The sequence below is a fragment of the Nocardiopsis sediminis genome (genome assembly GCF_042650565.1).
GTDB classification, from domain to species: domain Bacteria; phylum Actinomycetota; class Actinomycetes; order Streptosporangiales; family Streptosporangiaceae; genus Nocardiopsis_B; species Nocardiopsis_B sediminis.
On sequence record NZ_JBHSBH010000015.1, the window covers coordinates 270578 to 283448 of the forward strand.

At 68.9% G+C, this 12871-nt stretch carries 13 protein-coding genes and 1 pseudogene; 1 reads left to right on the forward strand and 13 read right to left on the reverse strand.

All coding sequences use genetic code 11. The features are described from left to right. Positions 1 to 132: 132 nt before the first annotated feature. The 11 genes and pseudogenes from ACFOVU_RS23740 to ACFOVU_RS23790 all read right to left on the reverse strand — a co-directional run bounded on the left by ACFOVU_RS23740 (position 133) and on the right by ACFOVU_RS23790 (position 11029). On the reverse strand, positions 133 to 1080 hold the full coding sequence (locus ACFOVU_RS23740) for an RNA polymerase sigma-70 factor (protein ID WP_378537132.1): 948 nt from the start codon (positions 1078 to 1080) through the stop codon (positions 133 to 135). Positions 1081 to 1737: 657 nt separating this feature from the next. Next, entirely contained in the window at positions 1738 to 1932 is a 195-nt protein-coding gene (locus ACFOVU_RS23745) for an HNH endonuclease (protein ID WP_378537133.1), read from the reverse strand. Positions 1933 to 2877: 945 nt separating this feature from the next. Next, positions 2878 to 3216, reverse strand: coding sequence for a helix-turn-helix domain-containing protein (locus ACFOVU_RS23750; protein WP_378537135.1), 339 nt, complete (start codon positions 3214 to 3216; stop codon positions 2878 to 2880). 47 nt (positions 3217 to 3263) lie between these two features. Next, positions 3264 to 3440, reverse strand: a complete 177-nt coding sequence (locus ACFOVU_RS23755; RefSeq protein WP_378537136.1) for a hypothetical protein — start codon at positions 3438 to 3440, stop codon at positions 3264 to 3266. A 155-nt stretch (positions 3441 to 3595) separates the two neighbouring features. Further along, the gene (locus ACFOVU_RS23760; RefSeq protein ID WP_378537138.1) at positions 3596 to 3985 is read right to left on the reverse strand and encodes a hypothetical protein; all 390 of its coding nucleotides are present in this window, start codon (positions 3983 to 3985) and stop codon (positions 3596 to 3598) included. After that, complete coding sequence (locus tag ACFOVU_RS23765; RefSeq protein ID WP_378537139.1) at positions 3985 to 4233, reverse strand: hypothetical protein; 249 nt, start codon at positions 4231 to 4233, stop codon at positions 3985 to 3987. Before ACFOVU_RS23765 ends, ACFOVU_RS23760 begins: the two co-directional genes overlap by 1 nt. A gap of 166 nt (positions 4234 to 4399) precedes the next feature. Further along, positions 4400 to 5617 carry a helix-turn-helix domain-containing protein gene (locus tag ACFOVU_RS23770; protein WP_378537141.1) on the reverse strand — a complete coding sequence of 406 codons (1218 nt, stop codon included), beginning with the start codon at positions 5615 to 5617 and terminating at the stop codon, positions 4400 to 4402. A gap of 295 nt (positions 5618 to 5912) precedes the next feature. Beyond that, on the reverse strand, positions 5913 to 7436 hold the full coding sequence (locus tag ACFOVU_RS23775; RefSeq protein WP_378537142.1) for a recombinase family protein: 1524 nt from the start codon (positions 7434 to 7436) through the stop codon (positions 5913 to 5915). Between the two features lie 101 nt (positions 7437 to 7537). Continuing rightward, positions 7538 to 8845 (reverse strand): annotated as a pseudogene (locus ACFOVU_RS23780) (DUF222 domain-containing protein); the annotation flags it as partial. A gap of 364 nt (positions 8846 to 9209) precedes the next feature. After that, a complete protein-coding gene (locus tag ACFOVU_RS23785) occupies positions 9210 to 9980 on the reverse strand; it encodes an HAD-IA family hydrolase (protein ID WP_378537144.1) in 771 nt (256 codons plus the stop codon). Further along, complete coding sequence (locus tag ACFOVU_RS23790; RefSeq protein ID WP_378537145.1) at positions 9977 to 11029, reverse strand: alcohol dehydrogenase family protein; 1053 nt, start codon at positions 11027 to 11029, stop codon at positions 9977 to 9979. The genes ACFOVU_RS23785 and ACFOVU_RS23790 overlap by 4 nt, the downstream gene beginning before the upstream one ends. Positions 11030 to 11194: 165 nt before the next feature. Here ACFOVU_RS23790 and ACFOVU_RS23795 point away from each other — a divergent pair, with 165 nt between their 5' ends. Next, entirely contained in the window at positions 11195 to 11770 is a 576-nt protein-coding gene (locus tag ACFOVU_RS23795) for a TetR/AcrR family transcriptional regulator (protein ID WP_378537146.1), read from the forward strand. Between the two features lie 4 nt (positions 11771 to 11774). Here ACFOVU_RS23795 and ACFOVU_RS23800 read toward each other — a convergent pair whose 3' ends face one another. Together ACFOVU_RS23800 and ACFOVU_RS23805 are read right to left on the reverse strand one after the other, a co-directional pair. After that, complete coding sequence (locus ACFOVU_RS23800) at positions 11775 to 11942, reverse strand: DUF397 domain-containing protein (protein WP_378537148.1); 168 nt, start codon at positions 11940 to 11942, stop codon at positions 11775 to 11777. A 1-nt stretch (position 11943) separates the two neighbouring features. Beyond that, entirely contained in the window at positions 11944 to 12699 is a 756-nt protein-coding gene (locus ACFOVU_RS23805; protein ID WP_378537149.1) for a helix-turn-helix domain-containing protein, read from the reverse strand. Positions 12700 to 12871: the final 172 nt, after the last annotated feature.

Sequence of the window (12871 nt, forward strand, 5' to 3'; positions counted from 1 at the left end):
GCCCCCGCCGAGGCGGGGGTACCCGGACTCTGCTGCCCAGATGACCCACAGGCGAAACCGGCCCGGTGTCCGCCCGTCCGGCCTGGGATCTGGAGCCGCCCGGTTCCGGGGCGGAGGCCGGTGTGTCACCCACTAAGAACCGGCGTGCCGGCCCGGATGTGACAGTTGTGACAGTGGAGGATGCGCGGGGTGTGGCGGAGGGGAGGATTGGCCGCTGAGGAAGCGCAGCTTCTCCGGGTTGAGCACCGACCGCAGGGCGCTGATCCGGTCGCCTGCGATCTCCACGACCAGGACCCCGACGAGGCGTCCGCCGCGGTGGCCGGTGATCGCCGGTGCCCCGTTGACCTCGGCCACGGAGATCTCCACGCCGTCGAGGTACTTGCCGAACCCGCCGGTGAGCAGCCGGGCGACGCGGGCGCGGCCGACGACCGGACGGCGCCCGGCGGTGGCCCGGCCTCCGCCGTCGGACCACGACACGACATCGTCGGTGAGCAGCTCCTCCAGTCCGCCGATGTCGCCCTCGCCCGCCGCCCGGAGGAACCGGTCGACGAGCCGGCGCCACTGCGCGGGGTCGGCGGTGAACCGGGCCCGGTCCTCGCCGACACGGAGCGATGCGCGCCGGTGGAGCTGCCGGGCGTTGGCGGGCGACACGTCGAGGGCCGCTGCGATCTCGCGGTGGCCGTAGCCGAACGCCTCGCGCAGGACGAAGGCCGCCCGCTCGGTGGGGGTCAGCCGCTCAAGCAGCGTCAGCAGCGCCAGCGACACGGCGTCGCGCTGCTCGGCGGAGTCGAGCGGGCCGAGCGTTCCGTCGGAGGTGAGGACGGGCTCGGGCAGCCAGGGGCCGACGTAGCGCTCGCGCCGGGTCCGCGCGGAGGCGAGCCGGTTCAGGCAGATGTTCGTCACGACCTTGGCGAGCCAGGCCGGAACGGACCGGATGGCGGCATGGTCGGCGCCCGCCCAGCGGATGTAGGCGTCCTGGACGACGTCCTCGGCCTCCTCGGCCGACCCGAGCATCCGGTAGGCGAGCCCGAACATGCGCCCGCGCTGCCCTTCGAACTCCACCAGCGACCCGTCCGCCACGCCACCACCGTAGCCCTCGGTCGCGGCGAGCGTCCGCCGCCCCTTCCCTCGTCCCCCGGTTCGCTCAAGAGCCGAGCCGAGTCGGCGGTCAATTGGCACTGCCGCTGCCGGAGGGGCCAGGCGCTGGGCAGGAGCGGGCTGGACACGGGCCAGGCGCGGATTCCTCGGTTGGTCACGGGCTCGGGGTCACGGCGGGCGGCGACGGCTGGTGGGGCCTGGGGCTGCGCGGACGGTCTGCGTGGTGCGGTGGCTTGGGTTCAGACAGGCGGCGACGGTAGCGGGGAGTTGGGCGGGGCGCGACCCCTGCGGGTGATCGCGGTGTTGGGGTTCAAGCTGGCAGCGACGGTCGGCGGCGGGGAGGGGTTCGCGGTCGGGTTCCGGCTTCCCGGTGGTGGGGTTCCGGTGTCGCGGGGTCGTCCCTGGCTCCCCTCCAGGCCCTGCCCTGCGGGGTGCCGGGATCCGGGCGGCTTCGCCAGGCCCCGGAACGTCCGGGCTCTCTCCCCTTCGGGCGGCGGGCCCGGTCCGCGGGTGCTCCGGCTTCCCTGGGCTCTTCGCGTCCTCAGGGCCCTTCGGGTTGTCCGGAGGATTCGGGGCTTTCGGGGTTCCTCCCCCCTCCCTGCCCCCTCTCCCGCGGTCCCCTTCCCGGCTTCCCGTGGGTTATTGGCTGGGGTAGGGGTCGCGGGTGGTGGTGTGGGTGCGGTTGTGGGGGGTGCGCCAGACCAGGGTGCCGGGGGAGGGCTGTGTGAGACTCCATGCCGGGTGCTGCTTGAGCCGGTGGTGTCGCCTGCACAGCGCGGCCAGGTTGCCCGCGCTCGTTGGACCCCCGAGGTGGTGGGGGGTGGTGTGCCCCACAGTCGGATTGAGACGATTCTGTAACCTGGCTGGCTCTAGGGCCGTGGTTGGCCGCTGACCTGGCTTCATGCGGAGGTTGCGGCGCTCCGAGCTGCGCCGTTCCGGTATCCAGCCGTCGTGGCGGTTCGATCCGGGGCGGCGCCTACCGGTGGTCGCATGGCGGCGGTCGGCCCGTCGACCTCGGTGCGGTCGTTGGCTTTTCCGGTCCCGCCTTCCGTGTTCGTTATGACCAGCTCAACCCCCCGACCGGTTGTTCCAGTCCCCGGCCACAGGGGGGCAACCCCAGCGGACCGTGACGGAGATCGCCTACCCGCACCACCACCTCAACCCCGCGCGCGTCGGTCACGCCGCCTGTGCCGTAACCCTGGCCGTCCGGCGCGGGTCGTGTTCCCGGCGTCGGTCACCACGGGGTTGGTCTCAGCCATCGATCGTCGTGAGAGCGACCGGAGAGGATGCCCACAGAGAATCGCTCCCAGTAAAGCGATTCCCGCGTGGAGGCGTGTCACGCGACCGCGCGGTCAGAGACCCACACGGGTTTCCCGGAAAGCGGCCCGGACGGCGCTTCGGGGCCTGGTGCTCGTTCCCGGTGCGTTCTCGCGCAGGTGAGGGCCTGTCCGGTGCGTCACTGCCGGCCGTAGCTTGCGTAGGCCGGAGCACTGGACAGGCGGGAAAGCCCGGTCTGATGCGGTCGTTGTTCGCGCGGGCGGGAGCAGACCCCGGACACAGACGGCGGGCGGGGTCGCAGCACGCGGGGAGGGCGGGGAGGGTCGGGCGGCGGGCGCCCGCGCGAGCACGCGACGAAGTCGCGCGCGCAGTCGCGAGGATGTCCGCAAGCCCGGACCGACCAACGGCCGTCGCTCCGGCGGACGTGCGGAAGCCGCCCGCGCGTAGCGCGGGCGGCTTCCCTTGATCTAGATCTAGTAGGGAAATTTGTAACCGATCTGCCTAACCGGCGTCTTCCCCCTGGTCGGCGAGCGGCCCGGCTGCGATGAACGCTTGGACGTCGGCGTCGCGGTAGCGCAGGTGTCGGCCCGGTGTGCGGATGCCGGTGAGCTTGCCTCGGCGGGTCCAGCGCGCGACCGTCTTGGCGTCTACACGGAACATCCGGGCGACTTCGGCGGCGGTCCACAATCGGGTGCTCTCGATCCCGGGCGGGGCTGCGTAGCGGCGGTCGGCGTCGGGTGGTGCGGCGAGTCGCGCGATCGGTCTGGGCGCTCCCTCCTCCGCCTCCTTCGTGGGGGTGGCGCCGGGGTCGCGCTTGGGAAGCGGGGGGCGGTCTGTCACGGGGCGTCTTCCTGGTGTCTGCGGCGGGTCCGGGCGGTCGTCGTCGGCTACTTCCACCAGCCTTTGCGCTGTTTCTCCTCCGCGCGTTCGGCGCCCTGCTCCCTGGCGTGGTGCACCTGCTTGAACGCCTTCCACCGCTCCACGCACGCCGGGGAGCAGAACACCGAGATGTCGTAGTGCACGGGGGCGGTGACCTGCCCCTCGCATTCCCAACAGGACTCCAACGTCAGACCAGCTCTCTTTCGGTCGGGGTGAAGGCCGCCGGACAGGGTCTGGGTTCGGCGACCGGTCCGCCCCCGGGTGACGGTGGCCACCAGGGTGCGGGGCATGGGGGCGTGCCCCTGCCTGCCCCCCGTGCTTGGGCGGGGACACGCCCGGTTCAGGGCCAGCGCAGGTAGAAGTACACGCCCCCGTCGTCGGGGAGTCGGTCCCAGACGTTGGTGAATGCGTCGATGAGCGCAGTGGCGTACCGCTGGGTGTCGGCATCGGCACGCGGCCACGGTGCGCGGGCACACACGCTTTCGCCGGGGCGGGCCTCGACGTAGAGCCAGTCGGCGCCCAGCGACACCGAGAGCACGACCGCGCCGGTACGGGCCATGGCGGCGGTCATCGCCTCCGACAGGCACAACACGGCGGCGGCGGCCGTGTCGTCGGGGATCCCGGCGCGGATGGGCAGCAGCGCCGTCAGCCACGCGCGCGCGTCGGCGACCTCGGCGCCGGAGTGGAAGACGCGTTCGCTGGTGCTGACCTTGGGAGCTTGGGCGTGCATCACGCGGCCACCAGGTCGTGAGCGCTGTAGGCGCCGGTCTCCCACGCGGCGTAGCCGCCGCGTACCACGTTGGCGGGGGGTGCGAGTTCGATCCGGTTGACGACCGGTGCGGGCTTGGGCTGGGGCGGTGCGGGGTTCAGGCGGTGCCTGGCCTCGTAGCTGGGGGCTCTGCGGCTACGGACCCTTTTCCCGGTGTGCGGGGGCCACACGGCCCGACAGAGCACCCGCAATGGGGCGATAAAGTCCATGTCGTCAGCAGCTCCTCATAGCTGGTGGCCACGCCCCCGGACGTTCTCCGACAGTTCGTCGCGGGGGTCTTCTGTGCCCGAAAAGCTATGGGGATGCTGGTCACCGGAGGGGTAGCACTCCTACCCCCTTAATCAGGGGTACATTCTGTACCCCCCGCCTTGGGCTCTAGGAATGCGGAGTAACCCCGATCTCACGCGCTAGATGCTCGGCGTCGGCGCGCACTAGGGCATTTCCCCGCGTCGCCAGGTCATTTACGGCACTTCGGGTGAATAGGTTGAATTTCACCGTCTCGGGAGATTTGGCGTACGCCTTGGAGAGGAGATGCATTACCGCGACATCTTCCTTTTGCAGCCGGTAGGCGCGCGCGGACTCGATCATATGGAAGCTCTGCCGGGTGAGCGATGGTATGGAGTTGAAGTCCACCTTTCCCGCTGCCTCAACAGCACTTCCGCTGCTGACGGAATCGAGATTGATGGTGATTGCGTACGCGTCAACCATTCCCCGTCCAAACAACAGCCAAGGGTGCGAGTATCCATCGCCAAGCTTTCTTGCGATACGGTCCGCCTTGTCCCAGTAATGATGTGCATCGCCAGACCTACCGATTTTAGCGAAGGATAGCGCACAGGCGAGTTGCAACAATCCGAATTCGGCGAGATCTTCGCGACTGGCGTCTGGGTCTAGCGTGCTTGCGGCTCGAACGGCCAAATCCACGCGCGATTCATGGGCTTCTCCCGCGTCCCGAAAAACGTGCGACATGTACCATGCCGCTGCGGCAATAGACCTCGGAGAATCTGCGTCCTGCGCCGCTGTCATTGCTCGATCACCCGTGAGGGTAACGAATTCTGCGGCAGGCTGGAAGCTTAGGAAAAGCTGCGAAATATGGTATGCTTGAGCAAGTAGTTTTCGGACCTTCCGTCGCTCATTGCCTTCATATGCGCGCTCGGCTTGACGCAGATCGGAAATCAGGTCCGGGATTAGTTCCGAAACCCCCGTCCGATGATATGGGGTGCCGTGCCACACCTTCCATGCGCGTGACACACGGTGCTCCAGTGAATCCACGGTTTCGGGCTCATCGCTGATTTCCCCGAAATGGTAGGCGGTGAGTGCTCGCCTAACGTCCGCCAGTGCATGATGGGAGGATTTATTGTACGTGACCGCCGACATGCCAGCATCCCCGACCAATTCACTGATGTCACTAACTCCGATGATCTCCCCAAGCCTCATCAGGACATGAATCCGAGGAATCTGCAATCGACCATTCTCTACGGCCTTTACCCATTCTGCGGACTTTCCCAGCAACTGGCCGACCACAGGTCGAGTGAGCCCGGCGCGTTCCCGGGCCGCCTTAACCCGTTTACCAAACGTACCCTCGTCATTCGACATATACAGCCTCCAAATACCTTGGTTTCCCAGCATAAGGGATGCGTGCCCACCACACCGAGCGGGCAGGCGTCGTAGCTGTTCCTATGAGCACATGGGGGGTGCTAGCGGGCGGGGGTGTGTAGTCGTCGGCGACGGCGGATCCGGGCGGTGTGGGCACCCCTAACAAGCTCCCCGGCGACCTGCCCCCCGCCGCGCCCGCCTCGCCCTGCTCCTCGCGCCCGGCCGCGCTACCGGCGCCTAGCACACGAGAGGGGGCGCCCCCGGGTCCTTCCCGGCGGCGCCCCTTCGTCACGCTCTACGCGGCGTCGAGCACCTCCACGCCGTCCCACGCGTGCCTCTTGCCGCGTCCTCTGCCGAGCGGATACAAGACGACTCTGAAGAGCAACCGCAGGATTTCCCGGCGGCGACCCAACGACAGCGTGTCCCACAACTGCGCGGCATTCTCCGCCCCCACGAACGGCGACAACGGGCTGTGGCTGGTGGATTCCGACAGCTTTCCGTCGATCTCCGAAATCTGCGCCTCCACCACCGTGGAAATCGTCGCCAGCTGCGCCGCGTCTATCTCGCCGTTCGCGAACGCCATAGCGGCCTCGCTCTTACGCGTGCGAAGCGTCGCCTTCTCTGCCCGGAGCTTCGGTACATCCACGTCGGGCTTCGCCTTCACCAGGTCGGCGAGATCCGGGCGCGACAGCCGGTCAATCACACAAAACTCCAAGTACCGATCAAGGGATTCAGCGTCGTGGTAACAATGACCTCCCTCGAAGCACTTGTACGCCAGCTTCCCCCCAGATTTCCGTCCCACCGCGTGGGTAGACTCGGGGTGCTCGGCGCACTCTGCGATACGGGACGCGAACCACCGGGGCGTATTCCCCGGGCTCACCCTCCTTGCCGGGTCGGAGAATAGCTCGATGAAATTCTGGCGCCGCTCCTCCGAAATGATCTCCGGCCACGCATTCCATTTCACAATCTCCCCCTTGTGCACCGAGTGTCCGGATACGCGTGGATGCGTGAGGATCCCGCGGATGACTTTCGACGTCCACCCCTGGTGCTCGACATCCCGGCCGCCGCGCCGGAGCGTTTTCCCTGCCTTCTGCGACACCGTCAGTACACCGCGTTTCTTCAGGTCAAGGAGGATCTGGTTCAGCTTCACGCCGTCGTCAAGGTCGTCGGCCCACCTGCGGATCTCGTCGCGCTCCTCGATGTTGTGCTGCGTCATGTCCAACACGGGGCGTTCCTCGTAGACCCTTTCCAGCGGCGGTGCCTTCGGGTTCACGCACACACTACGCACACGCCCAGAATCGACCCCCCACCCATAGGGGCGGCGTCCACCGCCATAGGTCCCATTGCGCCCCTGACGGCGTCGTGCAAGCGCAACCCGGTCGCCCCTGTGGCCGGACTCCCCCTGGGCCTTAAGCGTGTCCTCTAGGAAGTCCTGGCGCCCCTGATGGCGTCTGAAGTTGTATTCGGCGCCACGCGAATAGGAGTAGACGCGAACGTTCATCTCGATGCAGAGCTGCATGAACGCGTCGGCCTCGACAACTTGGCGGTGCAGTCGGTTCGCGTGCCAGATGGTCACCGACGCAATGGTGTTCAACCTGATGTCGGAAAGAAGGCGCTCGTAGTCCTTCCGAGGTGCCCCAGAGAACGCCGAGACGTCATTGTCGGCGTAGGAGCGGGTGATGTCGCGTCCGTCTTCAGCCGCGAAGTCGACGTTGTCATCGTGCTGCGAGCTGACGCCGTCCCCGGTGCCGCTCTGGTCCAGCGAAATGCGCGAGTAGTCGACGTGGATGCGGTCGTCGGTCGTGTGTTGAGGGGCCATGAATCCATGATGCGCCTCAATTCGACTTTCGGCTGGTCGGCATCGCATTCGACCGCGGGGCGGTTGCAGTGGGGGAACCGGCAGGTCCGGTCCCGGGAATCGATATGGGAGCGGAGTAGTGGGGGCGGCCGGTAGGCGGTGGTGCCATCGGCCACCGGGTTTCCGTCGTCGTCGACCACCGTGTAGCACCAGCGGGTGGCCTTGGAGGTCGCTCCCTTGGCCAGGTCCCGGGCGGCTTCTGCGAGGATCGGCCCGTGCCCCGCGATCTCCCCCAGCGCCCGGGACTCCTTGCCGCCCATCTCCTTCGGCAGCGCCGAGAGCGGGATGATCACGTGGAGCTTCCCCACGGGGCTGAAGGGCGCGGGGGTGGCGGTGGCCATCCCGGGGATGACCACCTGCGCCCGCCCCTGGTCCTCACCCGGTGTCTGGCCGGGGGTGCGGCCGCAGGCGGCGCACGCAGCGGCGGCCGGGGCGGCCGCAGTGCCTTCGGACCGCTCGGCGCGTTCTGCTCCGGTGTCCTCGACACCATGCTCGGCGGCATCGACCGGGATCTCCAGCCCCAGGGTCAGCGGCAGACGCCCCAGCAGCAGGCCCACGGCCACATCGGCGCGGATCTGGTCGAGGGTGACCTTCGCGGCCCAGTGGTCCATGTCCTTGGCGCCGGGGGCATCGGCGCGCATCGCGCGGGCGATGGCGGCGATGCGCTGTTCGACGGCCAGGGCGTCGGTGGCGTCGATGTCGGTGATCTCCACCGAGCCGGTTCCGGCTTCCTGGGGGCCGCCGTCGTAGATGCGGAGCTGGCGGTTGGCGATGGTGCGGGCCTTGCGCTCCTCGGCCTTGGCCGGGTCCAGCTCCACCACGGTCTTCTTGGCGAGGTTCATCAACGCGCGGCCGGACTTGTCGCCCATCTTGGCGAGCATGCGCTCCTGGTAGGCGGTGGTGGTGGCCGGGTCCCAGTCCTCGGGGGCGGCGTCGGCGACGACGCGGGTGCGGTACTCGTCGATCTGCCCGGCCACCAACGCCTCACGCACGGCGGGGAAGGTTGCGCCCAGCCTTTGGGCGTGGGTGAGGCGGGCGTGGGCCAATCCGGGCGGGATGCCGAGTTCGCAGCCGATCTCGGCTGCGGCGTCCTCTTCGGCGGAAACCTGGAGGGGTGCGGGGGCTTCGCGTGTGCGGGTGAGGGCGAAGGTGGCCATGGCGTCGAGCTGGAAGGCCTCCAGCCACCGCTTGCAGGTCTCGGCTCGGACGATCAGGTCGAGCTGTTCGTCGCCGGTGAGGGTGGCGGTGTCGAGGGTGAGCATCCACTCCGGCATCAGCCCCCCGGCCAGCGGCTCAGGCGCAAGGGCGGACTGGTCGTCGTCGGGGGTCACCTCCCGGGGGAGGTCGGTGATGGCGTGGGGAGTGCTCATGACCTCATTCTATCGAACACCTGTTCGCAACACAAGGAGTTATTTAATGACTTCTCTGGGTGGTTCGTGCTGATCAGGCGCAAGCCCGGACGTGCGCGGCGCCCCGCCAGGGACGCCGCCGCCCGGCTGCGGCCCCGCCGCCCACCGCCACCCGGAGCCGCCCCGACCCGCACCCCACGCACACGGACCATCCGACCGCCGGCCGGGGCCCACCGCTCACCGTCGCTGCCCGCTTGAACAGCAACCCCGCGACCACCCGGACCGTCCAAGCCACCCCGAACCCCCACTCGCCGTCGCTGCCCGCTTGAAGCCCAACCCACCGCGTTCGGCAGGACGACCGGGTCACCAGGGCACATGGACCCGATCACTCGACTCCGAGAGCCGCGAGGAGCCCACCAAGCGAGGGGAAATGCAGGTCCGGGGCGGTGATGCGGTCCGGGCGCGGTGTCGCGCCGAAGCCCGGTTTCTCGTGGCGGCGCTCGATCCAGCAGGTACGCAGGCCCAGCCGGGTCGCGACGCCGATGTCGTGGTACTGGCTCTGCGCCACGTGCAGCCAGTCCGCCCGGGAATGGCCGTGCGCGCTCTGCCGGGCGTGGCAGAACGAGAAGATCCGGGGATCGGGCTTCGCGGCGCCCGCGATGTCCGGGGTCACCAGGTCGTGGAAGGGGTCGCCCAGTGTGGCCGCCATCGCCCGGGCCGCCGCCGCGTCGGCGTTGGTGAGGGCGACGAGACGGAACCGGTGGCGCAGCGCCGCGAGCGCGTCGACGGCGTCGGGGAAGGCGGGCCAGTGCGGGATACCGGCGCGCAGCGTGTCCTCGGGGTCCGGGTAGGGCGGCAGGCGCAGCTCCGCGGCCATGTGCGGATAGGCGGCGTCGAGCAGGTCGGTGAAGGTGGCCTGCGGGTTCCGGCGGCCCTCGATGCGCTCGGCGCGTGCGTACGCCTCCAGGACCGCGCGGTCGGGGTGCCGCGCCCCGGTGCGCCCGGCCAGGCGGGCGACCGAGGCGAGGATGCCCGCCTCGAAGTCGATCAGCGTGCCGACCACGTCGAAGGTGAGCAGCCGGACCCCGAAGGGCCGGAACGTCCCGCTCGTCCGGGGACCGGACGAGCGGGACGGCGAGGCCTCGTGGTGCGTCACGGCTGCTCCCCCGGGGTGACGACGAGCTTGCCGAAGAAGCCCTTCGCCGTGAACGCCTCCTGCGCGGCGGCGAGCTCGCGCAGCGGGTACGCCCCGGCCAGCAGCGGGCGCAGGTCGCCGTTCTCGATGTGGGCGAGCAGCCGGGCGAAGTCGTCGTGGGTGCCGAACGACGATCCGATGAGGCTGAGTTGGCGCAGGTAGACGGTGCGCAGGTCGGCTTCGACGATCGGCCCGGCGATCGCCCCGGCGACCACGTAGCGGCCCAAGGGGGCGAGCGCGCGGATGAGCGGGGAGAACGAGGGACCGGCGACGACGTCGGCGACCACCGCGATCGGGCGGCCGGCGGCGGCGTCGCGCAGCCGTCCGGCGAGGTCGTCGGCGTCGCGCGGGACGGCGGCGATCGCCCCGAGGTCCAGCGCCCGGTCGCGCTTGGCGGCGCCCACGACCGCGATCACGTCGGCGCCGCGTGCGGTGGCGAGCTGGATCAGCGCGGAACCGACCCCGCCGGAGGCCCCGGTGACCACGACGGTCTCGCCCTTGGTGACGGCGGCGCGGTTCAGCATGCGCATCGCGGTCGCGTAGGCGGTGGGGAAGGTGGCGAGTTCGGTGTCCGACAGTGGGGAGTCGACGCGGTGGGCGTTCCCGGCCGGGACGGTGACGAGTTCGGCGAACCCGCCATCGCGCTCGCTGCCCAGGTACTCGGTGTCCACGAGTTCGCGCTCGCCGCCGCTGTAGAGCATGGGGTCGACGAGGACCCGTTCGCCGACGCGGGATCCGGGGACGTCCGGGCCCACCCGGTCGATGGTCCCGGCGACGTCGGCACCCTGGATCCGGGGGAAGGCGAGGGGCTCGCGGCGCCATCCGGCGCTCGACCCTGGGTCGTCCGGGGAGCCGTAGGCGCCTTCGCGGGTCCAGATGTCGGTGTTGTTCAGGCCCGCGGCCCCGACCCGGATGCGGACCTCGCCCGGTCCCGGGACGGGATCGGGGACGTCCGTGCGGTATTCGAGCCGTTCGGGGCCGCCGAAGCCGGTGAGGACCACAGCGCGCATTTCTCCTCCTCAGGATGGGTGGATACGACGGGTGAACCGGCCGGTCGATCGAGGTATACCGACCGGTGTGGTTACCTGACTTCGCCCACTCCAGCACGCCGCGGATCACGATGTCAATGGGAGGGGGAACACACCGGTCGGTATACTCGCGGCGAGGTGATGATCATGCAGGAGGAGAAGGCGGCCCCACTGACCCCGGCAGGGCGGCGGGTGCTGGACGCCGCGGCCGAGCTGTTCTACCGCGAGGGCATCCACGCGGTCGGCGTCGACGCGGTCTCGGCGGCTGCGGGGGTGACCAAGAAGACGCTGTACGCGTGCTTCGGGTCGAAGGAACGGCTGGTCGCCGCCTACCTCGCCGAGCGCGACGAGCGCTGGCGGACGTGGCTCACCTCATGGGTGACGGAGCGCGCGACGACGCCGGCCGAGCGGGTGACGGCGACGTTCGACGCACTGGAGGCCTGGCTCGACCGGGAGGGCACCCGCGGCTGCGCGTTCGTGAACGCCCTGGCCGAGATCCCGTCTGCGGACCACCCGGGACACCACGTGGTGCTGGAGCACAAACGGTGGATGCTCGGCTACCTCACCGAACTAGCAGCGGAGGCGGGCAGCCCCGACCCGGCCGCGACCGGCGGCGTGCTGTTACTGCTCCACGAGGGCGTGACGGTGTCAGCGGGCACGGGAGTCCCCCCATCGGCGACCACCCGTGCCCGCGAAGCGGCATCGGCCCTGCTCGCGGGGTGAGGGGTTAGAAGGCGTCGATATCGGCGACCAGCGCGGTCCACTCATGCGCAGAGAAGGAGAGTGTCGCCTCACTGCGGTGTCTACTGTCCCGGACCAGGGTCGGCGATCCCTCGGCGACCTCCACACAGTCGCCGTGGGCGTGGCTATACGTGCTCTTGTGGAACTCCGACATGTCAGATCTCCTTGATCAGATTCCATGAATCCACCGGCCGCAGAGCCTCCGCTTGCAAGAGGTTGGCGGCCGCACTGAAATGGGACACCGTGGCCGGATGATCAACAATGCCCCCACCCGCGGCGTGCTCGACGAACACAACGGATAGACGGTCCTCAAAACTGATCAGGCGGAACGCTCCCAGACTCGCCGCCAGGTGAACCCCTGCCGGGAGCACCTGGACCAGCACCGATTCTGTCAGCCCTTGGACGTACCTGAGTGCATCGGGTGCGATCTCCGGAGCCGCTCGGACGACGTGCTCCGGCAGCATCACGGTGATCTTGGGACCGCCGTCGCGGAGCAGGTGTTTGGCGCGCACTGTCCGTCGCTCAATCTCCGCTTCTATTTCCTGGTCAGAGGACAAAGGTCGTCCCAGTCGCAGGATTCCTCGCGCGTAGTCCTCGCTCTGGAGGACGATCGGAAGGATCGTCGGCTGCGAAATCCGTATCTCCGTCGCCTGATCCTCCACATCCGTGATGCGACGCATCCACTCCGGCTGCGCTTCACGACGCTTGGCATCCGCCCACCGACGCAGGAGGAGCCCCTGAGCTCCGAGGGCTTCGTCCATTGCCTCCACGGCCCCCCGCTTGGGCAATCTCACACCTTTGACCAGTGCGGATATCTGCGACGACGAGTACCCGCATTTCCGGGCCAGCTGGGACTGGTTGATCCCGGAAAGTTCTATTTGTGCCTTCAAGGCGTCCCCGAAGTTCTCCATCCACTCAGCATCCCGGCACTTTCCACTGTTTTCCCGGCGATCAATGGAATGCCAGGAAACTGTGGCCTCTATGGCAGGTCAGAACGTCCACAGTCGATTCTGAGTGCAACGAAACCCCGGACACCTATCCGGGCAGGCCGCTACCGAAAGGGCTGATGACGATGAACGACCG